Origin of the sequence: Vibrio sp. H11 (genome assembly GCF_004804295.1) — a bacterium.
GTDB lineage: Bacteria > Pseudomonadota > Gammaproteobacteria > Enterobacterales > Vibrionaceae > Vibrio > Vibrio ostreae.
The window spans coordinates 44,476-66,722 of sequence record NZ_SSHN01000002.1 but is presented as its reverse complement, the minus strand read 5'-3'; the positions used below and the strand labels follow the sequence as shown (position 1 = coordinate 66,722).

Annotated in this window: 20 protein-coding genes and 1 pseudogene; 4 read left to right on the top strand and 17 right to left on the bottom strand. The window is 46.5% G+C overall.

Annotation, left to right across the window (positions count from 1 at the left end; translation table 11 throughout):
* Positions 1–137 precede the first annotated feature (137 nt).
* Entirely contained in the window at positions 138–1,067 is a 930-nt protein-coding gene (locus tag E6C74_RS03080) for a LysR family transcriptional regulator (protein WP_168796945.1), read from the bottom strand.
* 295 nt (positions 1,068–1,362) lie between these two features.
* Between E6C74_RS03080 and E6C74_RS03075 the strand changes: the two genes are divergently transcribed.
* Entirely contained in the window at positions 1,363–2,862 is a 1,500-nt protein-coding gene (locus tag E6C74_RS03075; RefSeq protein WP_136483249.1) for a UbiD family decarboxylase, read from the top strand.
* Between the two features lie 116 nt (positions 2,863–2,978).
* Here E6C74_RS03075 and E6C74_RS03070 read toward each other — a convergent pair whose 3' ends face one another.
* The 13 genes and pseudogenes from E6C74_RS03070 to E6C74_RS21105 form a co-directional block, all read right to left on the bottom strand.
* On the bottom strand, positions 2,979–4,199 hold the full coding sequence (locus E6C74_RS03070; RefSeq protein ID WP_136483248.1) for a hypothetical protein: 1,221 nt from the start codon (positions 4,197–4,199) through the stop codon (positions 2,979–2,981).
* 267 nt (positions 4,200–4,466) lie between these two features.
* Positions 4,467–5,873, bottom strand: a complete 1,407-nt coding sequence (gene cysN / locus E6C74_RS03065; protein ID WP_136483247.1) for a sulfate adenylyltransferase subunit CysN — start codon at positions 5,871–5,873, stop codon at positions 4,467–4,469.
* 92 nt (positions 5,874–5,965) lie between these two features.
* Entirely contained in the window at positions 5,966–6,928 is a 963-nt protein-coding gene (locus E6C74_RS03060; RefSeq protein ID WP_136483246.1) for a DHH family phosphoesterase, read from the bottom strand.
* Positions 6,929–6,930: 2 nt separating this feature from the next.
* Positions 6,931–7,560: an adenylyl-sulfate kinase gene (cysC, locus tag E6C74_RS03055; RefSeq protein WP_136483245.1), complete on the bottom strand. Its 630-nt coding sequence runs from the start codon at positions 7,558–7,560 to the stop codon at positions 6,931–6,933.
* A gap of 31 nt (positions 7,561–7,591) precedes the next feature.
* Positions 7,592–8,500, bottom strand: coding sequence for a sulfate adenylyltransferase subunit CysD (gene cysD, locus E6C74_RS03050; protein WP_206208377.1), 909 nt, complete (start codon positions 8,498–8,500; stop codon positions 7,592–7,594).
* Positions 8,501–8,595: 95 nt separating this feature from the next.
* Entirely contained in the window at positions 8,596–10,332 is a 1,737-nt protein-coding gene (locus tag E6C74_RS03045; protein ID WP_136483243.1) for an SLC13 family permease, read from the bottom strand.
* Positions 10,333–10,388: 56 nt separating this feature from the next.
* Positions 10,389–11,039: an ABC transporter ATP-binding protein gene (locus E6C74_RS03040; protein ID WP_136483242.1), complete on the bottom strand. Its 651-nt coding sequence runs from the start codon at positions 11,037–11,039 to the stop codon at positions 10,389–10,391.
* Complete coding sequence (locus tag E6C74_RS03035; RefSeq protein ID WP_136483241.1) at positions 11,039–12,202, bottom strand: glycosyltransferase family 2 protein; 1,164 nt, start codon at positions 12,200–12,202, stop codon at positions 11,039–11,041. Before E6C74_RS03035 ends, E6C74_RS03040 begins: the two co-directional genes overlap by 1 nt.
* 6 nt (positions 12,203–12,208) lie before the next feature.
* Positions 12,209–13,063 (bottom strand): hypothetical protein, encoded by an 855-nt coding sequence (locus E6C74_RS03030; protein ID WP_136483240.1) that lies wholly within the window; start codon positions 13,061–13,063, stop codon positions 12,209–12,211.
* 8 nt (positions 13,064–13,071) lie between these two features.
* A complete protein-coding gene (locus E6C74_RS03025; protein WP_136483239.1) occupies positions 13,072–15,105 on the bottom strand; it encodes an HAD-IA family hydrolase in 2,034 nt (677 codons plus the stop codon).
* Positions 15,102–16,148 carry an HAD family hydrolase gene (locus tag E6C74_RS03020; RefSeq protein WP_136483238.1) on the bottom strand — a complete coding sequence of 349 codons (1,047 nt, stop codon included), beginning with the start codon at positions 16,146–16,148 and terminating at the stop codon, positions 15,102–15,104. The genes E6C74_RS03025 and E6C74_RS03020 overlap by 4 nt, the downstream gene beginning before the upstream one ends.
* Before the next feature lie 36 nt (positions 16,149–16,184).
* Positions 16,185–16,595 (bottom strand): hypothetical protein, encoded by a 411-nt coding sequence (locus E6C74_RS03015; RefSeq protein WP_136483237.1) that lies wholly within the window; start codon positions 16,593–16,595, stop codon positions 16,185–16,187.
* Between the two features lie 692 nt (positions 16,596–17,287).
* Positions 17,288–17,569: pseudogene (locus tag E6C74_RS21105) on the bottom strand (helix-turn-helix domain-containing protein); the annotation flags it as partial.
* A gap of 274 nt (positions 17,570–17,843) precedes the next feature.
* On the opposite strand from E6C74_RS21105, the gene E6C74_RS03005 reads away from it, so the two are divergent.
* Genes E6C74_RS03005 through E6C74_RS02995 form a run of 3 tightly spaced genes read left to right on the top strand, consistent with a single transcriptional unit; the run spans position 17,844 to position 18,952 of the window.
* A complete protein-coding gene (locus E6C74_RS03005) occupies positions 17,844–18,134 on the top strand; it encodes a hypothetical protein (RefSeq protein WP_136483235.1) in 291 nt (96 codons plus the stop codon).
* 3 nt (positions 18,135–18,137) lie between these two features.
* Entirely contained in the window at positions 18,138–18,614 is a 477-nt protein-coding gene (locus tag E6C74_RS03000) for an N-acetylmuramoyl-L-alanine amidase (protein WP_136483234.1), read from the top strand.
* Positions 18,611–18,952 (top strand): hypothetical protein, encoded by a 342-nt coding sequence (locus E6C74_RS02995; protein ID WP_136483233.1) that lies wholly within the window; start codon positions 18,611–18,613, stop codon positions 18,950–18,952. Before E6C74_RS03000 ends, E6C74_RS02995 begins: the two co-directional genes overlap by 4 nt.
* Positions 18,953–19,067: 115 nt before the next feature.
* Here E6C74_RS02995 and galU read toward each other — a convergent pair whose 3' ends face one another.
* The 3 genes from galU to E6C74_RS02980 form a co-directional block, all read right to left on the bottom strand.
* Positions 19,068–19,961, bottom strand: a complete 894-nt coding sequence (galU, locus tag E6C74_RS02990) for a UTP--glucose-1-phosphate uridylyltransferase GalU (RefSeq protein WP_136483232.1) — start codon at positions 19,959–19,961, stop codon at positions 19,068–19,070.
* Between the two features lie 345 nt (positions 19,962–20,306).
* Positions 20,307–21,260, bottom strand: coding sequence for a hypothetical protein (locus E6C74_RS02985; protein ID WP_136483231.1), 954 nt, complete (start codon positions 21,258–21,260; stop codon positions 20,307–20,309).
* A 317-nt stretch (positions 21,261–21,577) separates the two neighbouring features.
* Positions 21,578–22,222, bottom strand: a complete 645-nt coding sequence (locus E6C74_RS02980; protein WP_136483230.1) for a hypothetical protein — start codon at positions 22,220–22,222, stop codon at positions 21,578–21,580.
* Positions 22,223–22,247: the final 25 nt, after the last annotated feature.

Sequence of the window (22,247 nt, the reverse complement as noted above, 5' to 3'; positions counted from 1 at the left end):
CAGCCCTCTTTTAGCAGGACACACACCATCTCTTACCAGGACACACACCGTAAATCAAGCAGCAACTAAAGGTGTGTGTCCCCGTAACAAAGAGGCATCGTAACGGCGTGTGTCCTGCTTATTCTTTCTCTGCAGACTTAAGCGCTACGATGGCGCGGGTGGGTGACAATCTCACTGATGATGTGCTCGCGAAACCAGCGGTGTGCGCTGTCATTGTTGAATTTTTCGTGCCAATAGACGGAATGCTGAGACTGCGCGACCCGAAACGGTAGCACCCGAACCACCAGGCCGAAGTCCTGCGCCATGTATGTCGCCAGATGCTGCGGCACCACAGAGATCATCTCGCTGCTGCGAATGGCACTAAAAGTCGGGATATAGCCCTGAGTGGTGAGTTTGATATTGCGTTTCAGACGGCGTTGGCTGAAATAGCGGTCAATCTGTTTCGAGCTGCCGCCACCAGTCACGGTCTGCACAAACGGCTGGGCAAGAAACTGATCCATGCTGATCTCAACCTGATTAGCCAGCGGATGATCCGCGCTCATCACCATCACCCAGTGATCTTTATCGATCACCTTACGGATGAAATTGGGCGCAAAGTCTTCATCTATGGTGATCACAAAGTCGATCAATCCTTCCAGCAGCAGGCTGCGCGCCTGAATATCCCAGTTGATAACATGAAACGACACCTGCGACTCATCAGCCAGATAGGGCCGGATCACATCCGGCAGAATGTAGGCACTGACATAATCCGGGCAGGCAATAATAAACTCGCGCTTATCCTTATCCGGATCATAACTGGCGGCGAAAATATCATTCAGCCCGTCCAGCACCAGCGCCAGACTCGACTGGATCTCAAGCGCAGTTGGCGTGAGCTGCATATGTGACCCGACCCTCACCAACAGTTGGTCATTGAGTAAGCGGCGTAACTGGGCGAGATGCTTACTCATGGTCGGCTGGGCGATACCCAGCGACTCTGCTGCCGCGGTAACACTCTTGTACTCCAGTAAGGCATTGAGCGGGATCAGCAGATTCATATTGATCTGATTAAGCGGTTTAACCTGCTTCATAAACATTCCAAAACATAATATTTCACATTCATTTTAGGTTATGGATAACTTGTACTCAATCTCTATACTGGACCGCAGATAACAGGTTGCTCTCTGCGACCCGTTCACAGCACCACCCCGCGTACCAACGGCGTATCGCCCGCTTTGACAGATCCGACAAATCACGCCCGTCAGACACAGCCTTAATGCTGGGCCGACGCACGCCCGTGATGGCCTTGTGTATTCCTCAAAGCCGCTGCCCACCGTTGTGCGTTAAACCTGAAGTAGCAGCACACCACAGCTGCGAGGATCTAACATGCAAAAATACCGCCCTGAAGATTACCAACGCGCCCGGGAAGAGATCACCGACCTGCGCTCCGCGATTCAATTTCTCTCCGAATATGAAGGCCAGCTGCTGGAAACCGATATCGAAGTCGATCCGGTCGGTGAACTGTCCGGTGTCTATCGCCATATCGGCGCGGCCGGCACCACCATGCGCCCGACCAAACAAGGTCCGATGATGCTGTTTAACAACATCAAAGGCTTTGAGAAATCACCGGTTGCGATTGGCGTACTGGCCAGTCGCGCACGTACCGCCCTGCTGCTCGGCCATGAGCCGGAACACCTCGGTCATGCCATGATGCAGGCCGCCAATAGCCCGATCAAACCGATCCTGGTCGATCAGGCGCCGTGCCAGGAAGTGGTGCACTACGCCGACGATCCGGACTTCGATATCCGCAAACTGATCCCGGCCCCCACCAACACAGTGGAAGATGCCGGCCCGTACGTCACCCTCGGCCTGGTATATGCCGAAGATCCGGAAAACGGCGATACCAACGTCACCATTCACCGCCAGTGCTTTCAGTCGCGGGATGAAGTATCGATCTTCTTCGCGCCGGGCCGTCATATTGATGTGTTCCGTAAAAAAGCCGAAGCGATGGGCAAACCTCTTCCTATCACGGTCAATATCGGTCTCGATCCGGCAGTGTACGTTTCCGCCTGCTTTGAGCCACCAGTGACCCCGCTGGGCTTTAACGAACTGGAAATTGCCGGCGCGTTCCGTAACCGCCCGGTTGAACTGGTTCAAGCCAAAACCGTCGATACCAAAGCCATCGCCCATGCTGAAATCGTGATTGAAGGTGAGATCATGCCGGACTACCGCGTGGTGGAAGATCAAAACAGCCACACAGGTAAAGCCATGCCGGAGTTTCCGGGCTACACCGGCGAAGCCAACCCGAGCCTGCCGGTGATCAAAGTAAAATCGGTGACAACGCGCACCAACCCAATCACCCAAACCTGTATCGGCTGCAGTGAAGAGCACGTCAGCCTGGCCGGGATCTGTACCGAAGCCAGTATTTTGTCGATGACCGAGCGCGCTATGCCGGGCCGCGTCCTGAACGTCTACGCCCACTCTTCCGGTGGCGGCAAACTGATGGCGGTGATGCAGTTCAAGAAACTCAGTGCCAAAGATGAAGGTCGTCAGCGCCAGGCCGCACTGGTCGCCTTCGGTGCCTTCCCGGAACTGAAGAACATCATTCTGGTGGAAGATGACGTGGATATTTTTGACTCTAACGACGTGCTGTGGGCGCTCAATACCCGCCACCAGGCCGATGTCGATACCATAGTGATCCCGGGCGTCACCACCCACGTACTCGACCCGTCACAAATGCCGGACATGAGCCCGTCGATCAAGGCGCGCGGTATGTCATGTAAAACCATCTACGACTGCACCGTCCCTCTGGAACTGAAAGAGACCCGCTTCCAGCGCTCGCAGTTTATGGAAGTCGATTACCAGCGCTTCCTGCCACAAGACTGATCATCGAGCAGAGCTTCATCAGGATGCGCTAAGCAGGACACACACCGTAGTGAAGGCGTGTGTCCTCGTTAAAAAGCGATGTATATTTTTAATGTAACAGTTTTCGAAAAAATCTATTAGTTTACTTTGCTTTTCCCATTTAATGCTTTTTCATACTCGGCCAATTTTGTCTTTATAACTGGACCATCAGGTCTAGCTAAATTAGCTAACAGCATTAAATCTCTAGCTATTTTCAAATCCTCCACCTCTAAAGACAGAGCAAGTTCTCTTAACTTATTTACAGACTTAGGTGATATTTTAGGAAAACTAGGTTCTCTATTACCTATAGCCACAAACTTATTAGATAAAGATATAAATTGACTAATGTCTATATTATAAGATTTACGAATTGCAGAGTTAAATTCCATATTTCTCTCTGTATCAAAAAATAAAAAATCGACAATATAGAAATATGTAAATAAACCTTTAGATATTCCTCTTCCCATCATATTTCTTACTTCATGATATCCACTTAAAGGTGAAATAGTGAAGTCACCGCAGACAGTTTGCTCTACGGTCTCAAGAAAATATCCGCCGCCACTAACTCCACTTTGTTCATCGTTCAACTCAAATCCAGAACGACCATTCATTGTTTTGTCTAAAAGCAAACCTAACGCAATAAGCTTATGTCCTTTTGGAACATGGACTGTAATCTCATGTTCAAGCTTTAAATACTCAACGCAGATAAGACTGTTTTTAAATGTACAACTTTTATTTCTATTATTTGGTATCTTACTAGCACTTAAAGAGTAGAATGGGAAGTCAGATACAGTACCAAAATCTACATTGTCAAAATCAACTTTTGACAAACCTTTATTTAGAGACAAACCAAGTGCGTAAGATACATCATGAGTCAAATGAATAAGATCACTATAAAACTCTTTCGGTATATTAAATTTATTTAAATCTAATACAGAAATAGAGTGTTGTTCACAAAGTGATTTAGTTTGATGGTAAAGATCTATAGATTCTCGCTGTTCAAGATCCTGAATAGGAAACATCAGATTTAAAATATTCACATTCAAAGCAGACAAGTAACTGTAAAATAATTTTAAATGTTCTTTATACGGTTCTCCGAGAAGAGAGCCATAGAAATTAACATCGTTTATATAGTGGTCGATGATTAATAAGTCTGAACTTTCAATCTCATCTTTATGATTAACAATTGTTTTCATACATGAGTAAAAAGGGGTTCTACCTGATGAAAGTTGAACAACGTCATGCTCTAACCTCAATGCTTCAATATACCCTTTATTCCCCATAACAGAGTTAGATGTACCCACTACAAATATCTTCATAAAATCCTACAGTCAGTATAATTCCAAAGGTGAGGGCTTCATAAGGTACTTGTTATGCCCACTATTGTTGAGCGGGTGAGTTAACTAACAAAAATGCACCTCAGAAACCCTCAATCGCTGATTGGATAATCACGATAAACATATCATCAACCTCAACGACAGTATGAACTCTCTGGAATATTAAATCTATCCAATGGTACGAAATACCGCGCATAAAAAAGGTGGCCTTGGCCACCTTTTGCTTTTCTGATAGTGAGTGCTTACAGATTAGAACTCTGTACAGCCCCATTCAGGGTAGTGCTTACGCACGTAGGCGTTCAGCTCTTTTTCAGCCTGGGTGTAATGACGCACGTTATCCTGGCCATCGTTCAGCGCGTGAACCATACCCGCACCAACAGTCACGTTGGTGTAACGGTCGATGATGATGAATGCACCGGTTTGAAGCAGCGCACTGTAAGTATCAACGGCAACTTTGTCGGTCAGTGACACTGACGCCAGCGCGATTTCATTCAGGTTCAGAGATTCACTGTTCTCTTCATGCTGTTCCAGCGTGTTCACATCGACTTTGTGGTCAATGTTGCTGATACGGCCGGTACAGGTCTTGGTTGCGAACTTGAATGAGTACTCTTTCTGAGTACGCAGCGGGTTCTCATCCATCCATACCACGTGAGCAGACAGCTTGTTCGTCACCACTGGCTCATGACCAGAGTGAACCAGCATATCGCCGCGTGACACATCAATCTCGTTTTCCAGAGTCAGCGTGATGGCCTGACCTGGGTACGCCGTTTCTAGCTCGCCATCGTGAGTGTAGATGGTTTTGATGCGTGAGGTTTTGCCTGATGGCAGCGCCGTCACTTCATCACCGACACGGACCACACCGGATGCCAGCGTGCCGCAGAAGCCGCGGAAGTTCAGGTTAGGACGGTTAACGTACTGAACCGGGAAACGCATATGCTCAAGATCTTTATCCTGATCAATTTTAACCGTTTCCAGCAGCTTCATCAGAGTCGCACCCGGGTACCAGTCCATGTTCTCGCTTGGCGTGACGACGTTATCACCTTTCAGTGCAGAGATTGGCACGAAACGAATATCGTCGATGTTAAAGTTTTTCGCCATTTCACGGTAATCAGCTTTAATCTTCTGATACACGTCCTGGCTGTACTCCATCAGGTCCATTTTGTTAATGGCAACGATGATGTGCTTAATACCCAGCAGAGAACAGATGTAGCTGTGACGGCGGGTCTGAGTCTGGATGCCGTAACGGGCATCAACCATCACGATCGCCAGGTCACAAGTCGAAGCGCCGGTCACCATGTTACGCGTGTACTGCTCGTGTCCCGGAGTATCAGCGATGATGAACTTACGCTTGTCGGTTGAGAAGTAACGGTACGCCACATCGATAGTGATGCCCTGTTCACGTTCTGACTGCAGGCCATCCACCAGCAGAGCCAGGTCGAACGCTTCATCTGTGGTATTGAACTTTTGTGAATCTTTTTCAATCGCAGCCATCTGATCTTCATAAATCAGCTTGCTGTCGAACAGCAGGCGGCCGATCAGGGTCGATTTACCATCATCCACGTTACCACAGGTAAGGAAACGAAGAAGGTCCTTGTTTTCATGCACTTTCAGATACGCTTCGATATCTTCTGCAATTAGATCTGATGCGTGTGACATTTTAATTCCTTGATTTTCTTTACCACACCGGATGCTTGACACCCGGTGAGTGATGTTATTCAAAACAGTTCAATTCGGGTCGGTTCACCGGCTCAGCGATAAAACTCAGTCAGTACCGAAATAAATTCTTGCTTGGCGGTAAGCGGTAGCTGGTTGATACCGGCTGCCGCTTTACGGCCGCCACCTGTATCAAACTGACAGCAGACTTCATCAGCACCCGTGCGGTTTTCCAGCGGCGCACGGACGCTCACGGTGTAATCCTGCAGATTCTGGTTCAGCGTCAATACTGCATGGGCTTTCGCCGGAGACTGATTAGCAAGCGCATTACCAAACACACCGCTGATACGGCGTGCCCAGGCTTCGCATGGCAGTTCATACACTTCCGCTACCTCATTACTCTCAACCGGAGACAGGGCTTCAATATGAGCATAATCTTCGGCATAACCGTTTTTCAGCAGGTAATAAGGTGAGTCCGGATCGTTTTTCAGATCAAACGGAGAAGCGTATGGCATCAGCATCGCCAGTAAATCGGCTGGCGGGATATGCAGATCGTCAATGGTCGCGCCATAACCGTTGTAGTTGATCAGCGTGCCGAGTTCTTTCAAAAACTCACGCTGCTCCGAAGTTAAACCGATTTGGTCGGCCAGCACTTCCGCGGTACTAAACAGGTTATCGCCATAGATACCGGCTACCGCCCACTCGGCATAACGATGGTTCAAATGCTGGCTGATGAGCAAACTGGTACACACCTGGGCATCCAGGTTAACCAAAGCCGTGAAGTTACTCGCCTGAGGCACTTCACCGGTCCGGTGATGGTCACAATAGAACACCGGAATATCGCGCTCGATCAGCTCATAGAGAGCATCGATGTTTTTTTCCATCGAAATATCAAGCACAGTCACTCCGCACACATCCGTTTGTGCAGCCACCTGTTGCAGCAGTTTAATATCACGCTTAACGCCGGTCACCAGAGTTGAGCGTTTTGGCTCAGCTTTACGCAGCTGAAGTAACGCGATGATGCCATCAGCATCGCCATTAAAAACATCGTAATGCATGATTAAATATACCCAAGCTTAATTAGCTGTTCGACCACAGCCTCAGCGCATTCTTCCACGCTTTTATCCGCGGTTTTCACATGAATCTCTGCGTTCAGCGGCGCTTCATAGGCAGAATCAATGCCGGTGAAGTTTTTGATTTCGCCGGCACGGGCTTTCTTATATAAGCCTTTAGGATCACGCTGTTCGCACACCTCCAGCGGTGTATCGATATACACTTCCAGGAACTGGCCATCATCTAGCAAGGCACGCGCCTGCTCACGATCAGAAATAAACGGCGAGATAAACGCAGTCAGAACGATCGTGCCCGCATCAACAAACAGCTTAGCCACTTCACTGATACGGCGGATATTCTCGATGCGGTCTGCATCACTAAAGCCTAAATCCTTATTCAAGCCATGACGGACGTTGTCGCCATCTAATAAGTAACTATGTTTACCCAGGCTGAGCAGCTTGCTTTCAACGGCGTTCGCCACCGTTGACTTACCCGAGCCACTTAATCCGGTAAACCAAAGCACAACCGGCTTTTGCTTCTTGAGTTCAACGCGATCAGCATGAGTCACGGTTGTGTTATGCCACACCACATCATCACTGACCGATTGATTTTCTTTTTTAATGTATGGAGAAGTCATAGTTATTTGCTTCTGATTGGGTCATCCGAAATCAGAAGTAGCCCTCACGTTTTTTCTTTTCCATTGAACCTGAGCTGTCGTGGTCAATCGCACGGCCCTGGCGCTCGGAAGTCGTGGTCAGCAGCATTTCCTGGATGATTTCAGGCAGAGTCGTTGCTTCAGATTCCACCGCGCCGGTCAGCGGGTAGCAACCCAGAGTACGGAAGCGAACCATCTTCTCTTCAACCACTTCACCTTCTTTCAGTTCCATACGCTCATCATCAACCATGATCAGCATGCCGTCACGCTCAACCACAGGGCGCTTGGCAGACAGGTACAGACCCGGGATTTCGATGTTTTCCAGGTAGATGTATTGCCAGATATCCAGCTCAGTCCAGTTTGACAGCGGGAACACACGAATGCTTTCGCCCTTGTTCACTTTACCGTTGTAGATGTTCCACAGCTCAGGACGCTGGTTTTTCGGGTCCCAACGGTGGTGTTCATCACGGAATGAGTAAACACGCTCTTTCGCACGTGATTTCTCTTCGTCACGACGTGCGCCGCCAAAAGCCGCGTCAAAACCATGCTTGTCCAGTGCCTGTTTCAGGCCCTGAGTTTTCATGATATCGGTGTGCATGGAGCTGCCATGAACGAACGGGCTGATGCCCATCGCCAGACCTTCCGGGTTCTGGTGCACAATCAGTTCCATACCCAGTTTTTTCGCCATGTAATCACGAAACGCGATCATCTCTTTGAATTTCCACGTGGTGTCCACGTGCATCAGCGGAAACGGCGGGATACCCGGCGCAAACGCTTTTTTAGCCAGGTGCAGCATCACGGAGGAGTCTTTGCCCACCGAGTAAAGCATTACCGGGTTATCAAACTCAGCTGCGACTTCGCGCATGATATGAATTGACTCAGCTTCCAGCTGTTTAAGGTGAGTCATACGTTCAGGAGAAATATTCATTCCAATCTTTTCCATTTGTTGAATTGGTGAAAATGTAACACACAATGGTTCAAACATCCCGTTGAGGAGCTTATTCTAACGCGCAGTTTTTATAGTCCAAACAGTACGCTGATACTGCTGACAGTGATCAGACCATAAACCAGGCTGACCGGCAGGCCCACTTTGAGAAAATCTTTAATATGATACTGTCCGGCGTTAAACACCATCAGGTTGGTCTGATAGCCGTACGGGCTGACAAAACTGGCACTGGCACCAAAAGCAACCGCGAGAATATAGCCGGTCGGTTCCACGCCGAGGGTGTTCGCCAGGCCAACGGCCAGCGGAAACACCAGGGCTGCCGCGGCGTTATTGGTCACCAGCTCGGTCAGCCACCAGGTCATGATATAGACCACACATAAGCCGACGAACGGGGTAAAGGATTGCTGATTATCCAAAATCAACATGTCCAGCAACTCTGTCGCCTTGGTGTTATTAAGGGCGTGGGACAGCAGCAGCGCGGCCGAGATGATCAGCCAGATCTGAGTCGGCAGACGCTGCAGAATTTCATTCGGTTTCAGCATTCGGGTCAGTAAAAACACCCCGAGCAGCATAAACATACTTTTGAACAGCGGGACTAAACCTAAGGCGGAAAGCGCAATCGCGGCGACAAAGCCAAACACAGCCAGCCACTCTTTAGCCGGCGTCAAAGTCTGCTCCGTTTCCACCCCGCTGACAAAAAAGAAGTTTTTGCGCAGGTTATGACGCGATTTAAAATCTTCACCCACCGCCAGCACCAGGTTATCACCCGCTTTCAGCACCACTTCACCCAACTTGCCAGACAAGCGTTCACCGTCGCGCTTAATCGCGACGACCGCGGCATCGAACAGCGCACGGAAACCGGCGTGTTTGAGTGTGCGGCCGACTAAGGTACTTTCCGGACGGACAATCACTTCAGACAAGTTATCGAGTGGCAGGCCATTCTGGTTGGCAAAAGATTCCAGCCCGGAGAACTGATTAAGCAGGGTAACTTTTTTAATATCACCACTGAACAGCAGGCGGTCACCCTGCTGCAGCACTTCATGCGGAGAAACCGGTGAAATCAGCTTGCCCTGACGCTGCAACTCCACCAGAAACAGCGCTTCCAGATTACGCAGGCCGTTTTCTTCAATCGTGCGGCCAATCAGGGCTGAGCCTTCACGTACCTTAGTATCAATAAAGTAATCGGCCAGTACCTGAGTGGTGTTGCAGTGGTTGGGCAGCCAGCGACTGGCAATAAACAGGGTCAGGCCACAGCCCAGCACCAGCAGACTGCCGACCAGGGTAAAATCGAAGAAACCCAGCGGCTTAAAGCCCGCTTCGACAACCATGGAATTGACGATCAGGTTAGTCGATGTACCCACCAATGTTAACGTGCCGCCGAGAATGGCAGCGTAAGAGAGCGGGATTAATAACCGGCTCGGCGCATGATGGCGGTTGGCGCGGATCGGCGCCAGCATGGCCGACACCACCGCGGTATTGTTCAGCACCGCAGAGGATAACGCCCCGAAGGTAAACAGATTGAGCCACGAGCGGCGGTAGCTGCTACGAATCACGAAGTTCGCTACCTGGCGTAAAAAGCGGGTTTTCTCCAAAGCCAGAGAACACACCATCAGCAGCACCAGAGTCAGAACGCCCTGGCTGGCAAAGCTGCTCACCACCTGTTCACTGCTGACAAAACCGCACACAAACAATACTAAAAGCAACACCCCGAACACGCGTTCAGGGTTGGATTGATATTTGATCAGCCCCGCTATTGTTAACACAAACAGCAACAAGACCGCCAAAGCCGACGTATGAGTAACTAACATTGTTGTTTTTCTTCTTCCTTGGAAAATGAGCTGCTATTTATTTATCTATTTAATTTCTACAGCTCTTCGTACACTTTGAGTGCACGCTCAAGATCATCGTAAAAAGTCAGCGTGCCCTGATGGAGGATTATCGCACTGTCACAAAACTCACGGATCTCCTTCATATCGTGACTGACCATGATCACACTGGCGGTTTTACTTTTATCCAGCAGTGCCTGCTTGGCCTTTTTACGAAACTTCTGGTCACCGACTGAGGTCGCCTCATCAATCAGATAAATATCAAAATCAATCGCAATACAGCAGCCAAAGGCCAGGCGGGAGCGCATACCACTGGAGTAATTTTTCACCGGCAAATCGTACTTCACCCCTAGCTCAGCAAAGTGTTTTACCTTTTCTTCGTACTCATCCAGATTGGCCACCCCGTTCACCCGGCCGATAAAACGGGTATTTTCCCGCCCGGTCATTTGCGGGTGAATTCCGGTAGAAAGCGCCACCGGCCAGGAGATGGCTTTATCAGTCACCACCTTACCCGAGTTCGGGTATTCACTGCCGGCAATAATCCGGAACAGAGTCGATTTACCCGCACCATTGGAACCAAGTAAGGCGACATTGTGCCCTTCAGGCAGGGTAAAGTTAAGGTCTTTAAAAACGTACTGTTTACCCAGCTCTGAAGGGTAATATTTAGTGAGGTTTTTGATTTCAATCACTAATCACTATCCCTTGCCAAAATTTCTTTATATTGGTTTATCTTATTATTAATAACAGGCCCGTGCGGTCTTAACTTTTGTGCAGCACTAAGTACTAAATAAGCCAAATCAATTTTAGCGTCGGCTTCTAAAGCAAACGCCAACTCCCTTAAAGAATCCACATAGTTATCTGTCTTGTTTCTGCCAAATACTTTCTCGTGGACTTCAACAACTTCATCAATTGTTACATTCCGTAAAGCTATCTTGAGATCTTTGCGGTCTGCATCGCTAAGATCACTACTAAAAACGTCAAGGGCTCTTTTATAGCGTTCTATCACAAAGTTTCTTGATATAGCGATATAATCCATAATAGGCTGCTCAAAAACCACCAAATGAGCTAAATAGTCATCTAATTTTTTCTCATCGATGGTAAAAATCTGATCAAATTCTTCGCTTTTGTAGTATCCCAATCTATTATTTTTAATCACCTGCCCGGTAGGACGTCCTCTTAAAAGCAGTGAAACATACTCTAACTGGCTTCGATAGGCACGATGAACAATAAACACAGAATCCGACAATGCTTTATTATTCACAATTTTTGATCTTAACTTGTCTTCAGCATCGAAGATAATCTCAGCACCACTCGAGTCCCGATATACAAATCCATCCCCGTACGTATTGTGTATACCTACGTTATCAAATGATGAAGACAAATTAATTAAATGCTTTAATTGTGGTGCTTTTTTAAAACGATTACTGAGATTAAAACATGGTGAGAAAATTTTCTCATCATGATGCATGCTCCACTGAAAAACATAACAATCTGCATTATCAGTATCAGATAAGAAATCTTTAACTGTCATGGTAAAGTCTTTCGGTGTCCAGAACTCATCAATATCAATAAATAATATGTGAGTAAATCCATCAAGCTTAGCTCTCAGGGCAATATCATTATATGCGGCTTTCTGAAAGTTCCCCTTAGCTTCTTCAACCAGATCATCTCTTATCTGATACTCCACCGCATAATTTTCGGATAAGCTATCAAGAATTGCCATCGTTCTGTCACTGGTGTTATTGACATAAACCTCAACTGCATCAAAGCCAAAGTATAAATGATGGTGAACCCACTCAGAGATGTAAGCCCCTTCGTCTTTAGCAATCGCTGCAACTTTAACTTTCAACATACACTATCACACCCAAGAGTAGCGTTTAGAAAGAATACTCATATCATGATTGAAAGCCCCGTTTACAATGTTATTTTCAACTCTATTGTAAATATGCTTTTTATGATTCGGCTTAAAATCAAAACTAGAGACATAGTTTATAAACTCTTTCCTCTGCTCTGGTGTGGCATCTACGATCTTATCGAAATGGCGAATAAAAGGTACAATATCAACACTGATAGAAGCATTAACATTTTCCGTTACATCTTGTTTTTCGGGATACAATCCAACCAAAGAAAAGAACTTTTCCACCATCAGTTTTTTATTTTCGTCATAATTGATCAAATGAATATTTTCATCCCCGACATGCCGAGACCAATGATCAACTAAGCGGTTCATACGAATGTTTTCCAGTTCGCGCTCACAAAAAGTAAAAATAGTATCATTGGGATTAACCCCCCATTGAACCTTCACACCTTGAAGAAATGCTGAAATCAGATAATCGGTATAATCTCTCACTGCGATGACGACTTTAACCTGCAACCCTTTAGCTAAAGCACTGTCAATCAGCATCTTGATATGGGCTGGTCGGTCTCGAATCAGAAATTCAGAGGAAACAATCGTGCTCGAATCTCGACTTAGCGCAAAATCGAGTAATTTCGGCCATTCTTTGTCAAACACATCCTGCTTAAAATCAGGATGATTAGAAGCAAACAAATTATGCGCGTTGCCATGAACACCAAACGGAGCGAAACAAGCCTTGTTTGACAGCGAAGTTGGCAACGCCAATCCTACTTTTTGAATTGCACTGGTGGCAGTTTTTCCGATACCCGGATGAAAAATCAGCGTTTTAGGTTGATTGAGATTGATATTAGACGACATATTACTGCTTACTCACCTAAAAACGGGAAGCGGCCAAACTGACTGACAAGCGGTCCCCATTTTAAAATCTGTTGTTCATTTAATTCGTTACCGCCGGCAAACGGATTGCTCCATCCCGCAGCCTGCCACTTATCGATCGGATTAAGAATATGCAGGTTGGCTAAGCCAAAGTCTCCTGGCAGCTGGGCATCAGCGACGGCATTATCACCGATATGGACAAAACGGCTCTTATCTTTGAGCTCATTACTGATATAAGACCACATGGTGGCGTTATCTTTACGCAGCCCCAGTTCCGAAGAGACAAACAGGCGGTACCCATTAGTGACGCCAGCTTTACGCAGCATCAGGATGATCTGATATTCGGTATAATAGGTATCCGAAATGATGTAGACCGTTTTGCCCATACCAATCAGCTGATTGAGCACATCGACCACTTCATCTTTACTTTCAATCATTTCCAGATCGTAAGCAAACTCCATCTCAGCATATTGCTGCGCCTGCGGCTCGGACCAGCCCTGTGATGTTGCCAGCTTTTGATAGGTTTCAAAAATGGTCACATCACCCTGAAACTCTTTATCCTGACGGACCAGAAACTCGGCCTGATTACGCACTTCAACAAAGGTTTTCGCATCAGCAACCACGCCTTGCGACACCAGATACTGGCCCAGTTTTAGTTTGGCATAATCCGGCACATAATGGCTGCGGCGCACCAGGGTATCAAACACATCAAAAGAGATAACATCAAACATTTGCACTTTGTGCAGCAGTTGCTGTTGGGTGCTGACGTAATTGGTAAACAGATAGCCTTTATCCTGAGTGAAACTGGCCAGTTCCGGGTGGAAAAACAGCTGGGTATACCCTTGGCGTTCCGCCAGCAAGCCGATACAACGCTCTAACGCATGCAGCTGAGAACCATCATTAGGCAGTGGCTCTGCAGGGAAATCACTGTACTGGTACTCTTTCTCCAGCAGCGGTCTTAACGCCTCAGGTTTGGCCCAGAACATACCGCCAACCGGGTAAGCCAGAAACTCAGAGTGATCCTGTAAATCCCATTGCTGAAAAAATTCACCTTTGAACGGTTTATTCTTGAGCCAGTGATTCACCCAGTCCGGCATCATGGTGTATGAGGTCGGATAGTACAGGCCGCACTCACTATCCTGCAGCATCTGGGTCATCACCCGGGCGATCACTGCATGGTCTTTGAGCAGATATTCACCGAGATAATCGGCCCACTGGGTCTGCGGACGACCGGAATAAAGCGACTTTTTCGAATGCAGATGACAAAACAGATCGTAATCGAGAAGCTGACGGCCAAACTCGACCAGCATCGGGCCAAAATTGCGTCCGCGGTTTGGTACTTCAACCACTTCAATCTTCTGCACCGAATCCAGCGGAGCCAAATGCTCATCAATGGAGGCCTGATAGGCTTTATCACTGACACTGATAAACAGATCCACCTGAGCCGGAAAATCGCGCAGGCAACGGGCATAATAAGGAATAAAGTCTTCATAAAAGATATGCAGACAAACCGCGACTTTAGCCTGTTTAAGCAACTGAGGAGCCGGAGTAATATCCAGCGTACTGGTTGGGGTCCACTTAGGCGAAAATGGTGCCGTAATCCGCCCTTCCTGCCGCCCCGATTGCAAGTAATGGGCTAACGGGCTGATATTGGAGTGATAGACATCCAGATTATGTTTTTGGTAGGTCAGGTTATCAAAGGCAGGGCTCGGGCTGACTGAAGAAAAGCAGCTTTTGTGCAGGTAGTCACTGAACGCTTCCTGCTCGGAGCTGAACGGCCGGTTCTGCACCTGACAGTACCAATTAAAATCAAACAAACCATGCTGTTTGGCTTCATTCAGCAACTGTTGCTGGTGCACATCGAACTTCACACCGCTGACAGCATAACTCTGTGACAGTTTTTTCATCCTGCGCTGCAACAGGCGACCTTCGACATTGACCGCCAGTTTCATCAGTTGCGGATTGTTACGCAGTGTGCGCTCCACTTTCGGAAAGCGCCGTTTAATCATAGCTCTGTAATTCATACTCTCAATCCGAAGAAGTCGATACCATTCACGGTTCCCTCACTGGCAATATCGTCATCAATTTCAAACAACGGCCAGCTGTGGCGCGGCAGAAGCCCCTTTTTGGTGACAAACGTGGTGTAGAGAGACTCCACTTCCTGCTTGGTAAACTCAATGCCCAGCTGTGCAAAAGATTCAAGTTGCGCCAGGGCACCCTGGCAGACAGCTTCGACCAAATGAAAATGGTGCTGAGTAGACACTTTTCGGCCATAGTAATAGTCAAAAGTGACATGCGGCAGAGGGCTGAGGCGAATGTCCTGAAACTGGCCAACAGGCGCGGTAAGTAATCCTTCGAGAAACATCGAGCGGTCTAAAGGAACATAACCCTCACCCAGTTTCACGCCTTCATGCAGATAACCATTCATCACAGCTCTGTTTTCACCCAGCGACTGTTCACCCGGATTCGACGCGATCAGATAGTGGCCAACCGTATCCACTTTGTAAATCAGGCTGAGCAAGGTTTGAATGGTTCCGCCATACCCCAGGTCAACCACATCAACCACACCGTGCTCAAAAAAGCCCAGTTCGGTCAGGTAGTGACGATACGCATCACTGGAGGTAGAAATCACAGGTGTCAGTTGAGGGATTTTGTCTTGCAGCAAAGCGGAGACTTTATCCAGCTGCTGAGGAAGCAAAAGCTGTTTACTGAACTCCTTTTCCGTGAATACCTGGCGAATTTTAGTATCACTGAGCATAAACCGGCTGCGCATTAACTCGTGTAAGGTACCGGAGAATTTGAAGTTGAGTGAATAAGGATAGGTTTGCGGTTGCAGCAAACCGATTTTAAACAAGAACGCACGTGACACCAGCAGATAACGTGTGTCTGCCTCATGCTGCTGCGCCTGCGCGTAGCGCTGAAACGCCTGTTGCAGCCAATACCCTTCGCGGGCAAGAAAAAACAGTGGTCTGCCGGCAGGCTGATGCGTGAGCAAATGCTGGTTAAAGTAGGTCAGCACCGGAGACAAAAACACTGCCCCCAGCTGCTGCAAGGATTCGATAGCCATCTGATGCCTGTACTAATTTAGTAATTTTGTAAGATATTAAGATGAAGAAGATGGGTGTTGAGTCAATTGCTTGACAAAAAGTTGATAATCCATCGCAAATACCACAGGTTCAGCGTTGATTTTAATACCATCAACATAGAGATCCGCCAGAGTCGGAGTTAATGTATTCTGTTCCAGATCCGGGGCGATTTCGAACGCACAATCCGTTTTTGGTAAGCCTGCCTCAACTAAATCTTCGCGCGGTTGATCCGCCATCACTTCACAGAAGGTGTGATTCCCCTGTTTAAAAGCAACGTGCACCGATTTGCTCGGGTCGCTCTTTTTATAGACCCAACCTTTGACAACATGATTGAAACACGCATCCAGGTGGTACACATAGTCCGCTGCCGGTACATTTTGTCCTGACAATTTTGATTTTATTTTTCGTGCAACTCTTAGCAGTGGCATACCTGTCCCATTAATATCCGTTTTACTTACTATACTTTTATATTTAAAACCGCTCCGGAACGAAGCGGCAAATTAGGTTGCAGAACACTAACACGGTATCGGAAATTGGTTCATAAACCGATTCATCTTTGCGATCCTGATGCAACTATCATCCAGGCGATAATACCACTGTTTGGATGAGGCATCATAGCGCTTATGCAGGTCGATAAAAATTTTCGCATTACGCAATACGGACTTTAAGGCAAACTTTCCATCCATCGAAAGCCGTTGTTTTAATTGATCTTCATTGATTGGACACGGGTAGACATCAAGTAAAACGTCCAGTAACTCTCGTGGCCGTCCGGTGGCAGGTGCGATATACAAAGACAGAATTTGTTTTTCTTCATCCAGAGAGAGTGGCGATATCATAACCCCTCCAGATGTGAAGATGGTCTCTGCTGCGTTTCACGGCGCTGACGAATCAGGCTTTCAATACGCTCAGCAAACGGATTCGGCTGCTCACTGAGCGCAAACTCCGCCACCATTTGATCGGCTGCTCTTGACGGTACAGGCTCCTTTTTCGCCGTGAAATGCCCCCCTTGTAATAAAAACATTTCTTTATGGGAGTTTATCGGTGCATCTGCTGCACCACCTGTCGGCGCAGTTATTTCCCCCTGGCTGATGCAGTTAAACGCAGTATCCGCCTGCAACTCAATATGCAAATGCGCGGGCGTTCGCAACTGATACAGATTACTGCGCTGCCGGCCCCGTTTATCAAAGCGATGCACCAGCTCAAGCAAACCCAAAGCCTCAAGCTGCCGGACATGCTGTTTGACAGTACGCAGCGACACCTCGCAATACCGGGCCAGATATTGGTATGAAGGGAAACAACGGCCATGAATATCGGCGTTATCCGCCAGTTTCAGCAGAATCAGCTTACTGATCGGCGAACCAGTTCTGACTTTCATGAAGGTGGCAACTAAAGTATGGCTCATACAGGTATCCTCTTGATTATACGGAGGACTACCAAACCAGCCTTAACCACATGAGGGTTCTATTAATGGGTAGAAATTTGCGATCTTAGTTCAAAAATACAAGCCACCTCGCAGCGCTAAGAGCTGATTAACTACCCAAATTACAAACCCATTTGAACTCGTTCTAACTTTTAACACGCCGTGCGGAAAACGCTCAATTTTAGTCTTGCAGCCCCGTCCCTCCGGACAAAAAAACACCTAAAGTCGCCCTGTCCGCCTGAGATAGGAAATGAGCATGACGACAGCCATACGTCGCTTTATTTATGTTTATAACCCGGTCCATCACCAAGAGGAGAACTACTTTCCGCCCGGTAAACAGCCAGGCCGTGAAGACTTTATCTGGCTGATTGCCAAAGCCGCTGGTTTACACCCGGCGGGCTTTCAACTGGCGCTGTTTGTCTGGCTGCACCATGGCAGCCTGCAAGCGCTGGCAGAGCGTTTTCAGCTACCACACCGAAAGCTGCAACATGACCTGGACGCATTTTTCACCACCCTGGAACAACTGAGTATTGCAGAGGAGAACTAGCTTATGGCCCCCCATACAAACTGGCAGGTTCCACCAACGGCCCGGCCGTCAATCCAGTGGCTGACCATACATTGCAGTGCCACCCATGCCGGACAAGATATCGATGCCGCCGAAATACGGCGCTGGCATCAGGCCAAAGGATGGCAGGATATTGGTTATCACTGGGTGATTAAACGCAATGGCACGCTTGAAATCGGCCGTCCGGCAGAGCAAACCGGCGCTCACGTGTACGGACACAACCCAGGCAACTTAGGCATTTGCCTCATCGGTGGCTGCGATAAGCAGTTGCAGCCACAAGATAACTTTACCCTGGCGCAGCGCAAAACGCTGTTCACTCTGATCGCCGAGTTGCAAGCACGCTACGCACTCACTGACGAGCAGGTCAAACCGCACCATGCCTGGTCTTCACATAAGGCTTGCCCGGTGATCAACCTGCATGCAACAGACTTTGCAACACACCAAACAGGGAGCAACACATGAGTTTATGGAGCCGTATTTTTGGCAGCACTTCATTGGTGGAAAAAAGCTTAGACGCAATGACCCGGACAGGAGATGCAATGTTCTTTACCAATCAGGAAAAGGCCGGATACAAACTCGATCTGCTCAAAGCCTTTGAGCCGTTCAAACTGGTGCAACGCTGTATTGTACTGCTGTTTACCGTACCCTACGTGCTGCTGCACAGCCTGGTGATCGTCGGCTGCATGCACGGATTTGAGTGGCAACCGATAGGAGAAATGATCAATGAGGCGTTTGGCTATCCGGTCCTGACCGCCGTCGGATTATACCTGACCGGCGGGGTATGGCCGAAAAAGTCATAACCGATAACGCATCTGTTTGAGAGCACTATCCATACAACAGAAGCCATACAAAACAAGCGCAGCCTTATGCTGCGCTTGCTATGATTACGTATTTATCCTTCAGCCAAGGGCTGCGTCAGGCAAGCTCAGCTTCTTTAACCGGCTGGCGCTCGGTACGCTGCTGTTTTAATTCAGCCTTTGTATCTTGCAAATAAAGGTTATTAAAACAGAAGTTGGTCGCTTCGATATAACCTTCAACCGAACCACAGTCAAAACGCTGGCCTTTAAACTTATAGGCAATCACGCAGCCTTGCTGCGCCTGTTTGAGCAGCGCATCGGTGATCTGAATTTCACCGCCTTTGCCTGGCTCGGTATTTTCAATCAGCTCAAAGATATCCGGCGTAAGAATATAACGGCCGATGATCGCCAGGTTGCTTGGCTCGGTCCCCGGGGCTGGCTTCTCTACCATATCATTAATGCGCAGCAAATCATCGCGAATTGCTTCACCAGCAATCACGCCATATTTATGGGTTTGATCACGCGGCACTTCCTGCACTGCCACAATCGAGCAGCGGAACTGCTTATACAAATTCACCATCTGCTTAAGTACGCCATCCCCTTCAGGGTTGACACACAGATCATCAGCCAGCACCACGGCAAACGGTTCATCACCGACCAGTTCACGCCCGGTCAGAATCGCATGACCGAGCCCTTTCATCTCGCGCTGGCGAATATAGGTATAGTTAGCCGAGTCAATCAAATGGCGGATATCAACCAGCAGATCTTCTTTATTGGTGCCTTCGATCTGATGTTCCAGCTCGTAGTTTTTATCAAAGTGATCCATCAGAGTGTGCTTACCACGCCCGGTAACAATACACATCCCATTCATACCGGCGTGAATCGCCTCTTCGACACCATATTCAATCAGCGGTTTGTTGACCACCGGCATCATCTCTTTCGGCATGGATTTGGTTGCCGGAAGAAAACGGGTGCCGTAGCCAGCGGCAGGAAATAAACATTTTTTAATCATGACGTTGTTAATACCTTATTATTTGTTAATGTTATAAAATAAACCGAGTGAAAATTCATCTTCTTCGAAGTCGGGTTTGGTTTACAGCCAAAGAAAGAAGGAGCATCCGTCGTTAGTTTGTCGTCAACTGCAGAGTCGAATGATACTCTTCAGTTGCTTTATCTCGATACTTGGCATACCATACTTTTATTTTTTACTTACAGAAAATTTATATTTACGTATAAATATACCTAATATTAAAAATATAAAAACTCTGTATAGATATAGTCTATAAATATCGTTAACGTATAAATTAACCACCGCAATCAGCGGTGGCTTATAATAAAAAAACAAACAGATATTATTTCACTTAGTTGAATCAATCTTATTTAAAACCAGATCTTTATAATAACCAAAATGTGGATTATTAGGATTTATTTTAATCGCCAGATCACACGCAATGATAGATTCCTCTAACAAATTGAGTCCATTTAAAATTTTTGCTTTTTGCATATGATATTCGGAATTTTCACTATTGATCGCAAGCAACCTATTATTAACTATAAAGGCAGAATTAAACTTACACCTTTTAATTAAATACTCAGAAAACCAAAATAAATAAGAAACAGATTGTTGTTTTTTTTTCGGGACATTTAATTTTTTGGTAGGGAAATTCAGCCCATCTAAAAGGGATATTAAAACCATCTTAAGTAGTCCCATATCTCTTAAACAGTAGCTAACAGGATGCCCAGCGAACTTTATTTTATACTCATTAAGATTGACACCCATGAGTTTACGATAACTATCTATATGAATAGCATCTTTATCATAGGGATCATAAAAAAAATGATATTCAATAGAGTCACATAGATCCGTATCAACAATCATTTCTGAACTATTCATAAATGGGATATCCGTATCCCATCTATGCTCCCAGTCATTCTTTATATTGAATAAAGGAGAAATTGCGATAACTCGATCTACAAAAAATGCTTTAGCAAACTTTATACTGCCATATGCACCCATGCTACTTCCATAGCTAGCAATCAAAGAGTAAGAATTTTTAATCCTTTTTAAAAAACTTTTTATAGTATCAATATCATTTATGCTGAGATTCTCATACCAAATGTCTTTAGAAGTTTTTATAGCAATAAGATCATAATTATTCTCTAGTAAAACTTCGCCCCCAAAACCGGAACCACTAAGTTCGCGATTTGTTCTTTCGGTGAAAGTGACGACAAGGCCTTTGGAATCTTCATTCGAAAAAAAATAATCTACAACTAAATCATCACGGTTTATGATTGTAACTTTCTGATTCAAGCGATTATGACTCCTATACAAATGACTAAGTATCTGCACCCGTGGTTACGTGGTTGATCCAATCTTAGATTAGTATAATATTCAACCAGAATTGCACCGTGGTGATGTTCTCCGCCATAATGTGCCTGTATATACTTCGAGAATCAACCTTCATTTACAAAAGTGTCGATTACCAAACCATAAAAGTGTCGATCACCATACCATATTGGAGGAATTTGAGATACATAACACAGATTTGTATAGATTACTTAAGTATTCGTTGTGATATATATGAATTATTAATAATGTGAAAACTCACATATATTATATAAAATTTCCTAATCACTAATAATTTCATTAGGTTCTAGGGCTAATCTGTATTTCTCCACTTTCTTCTTAATCAAAGGGCCACTAGGTCTTGCTTTATGTGCGATCTCCATTAAGCGTAACGCTTCAATCAAATCGGTGTCTTCAAGTTTGATTGCTTGGTCACGAACCCAGTCAACATCTCTTGCTGTTTTAATATCTGCAAACGTCACCGTTTGGATATCAAAGCGTGGTTTGGGTTTGAGTTTAAGAAATGCATAGCAACGTTCAACCAATGAGTCTAAACGAGCCTGAGTGACTTTCTGCAGCGCTGTTTCAACCAAAGCCTTATCTTGAGGATCAGCAATCACTTCTATATCGCCATTTTTCAATGATGCTTGAAGTTGATGGTAGTCCTGTGCGGCCAGAATGATATCTAATGAAGCACGCACTGTTACATCAACATCACATTTGCCAAACTCAGGCTGACAACCTGAACTATCTATCTTCAAACGCCAATGGCGCTTTAAATCCGTAACTTCCAGTCGCAGCGTGCGAACGTGATTAAAGGGATATAGTGACGCAGGAAACAAGAAATTCATCGCTTTCGCTACAGCTTTACTTTGCAGCTTTTTAGGCGTTAGTACCAATGCAGCGTTAAGTAGTTTTAAATTCATAGGCTGTGTGAAACTTTATCATAGG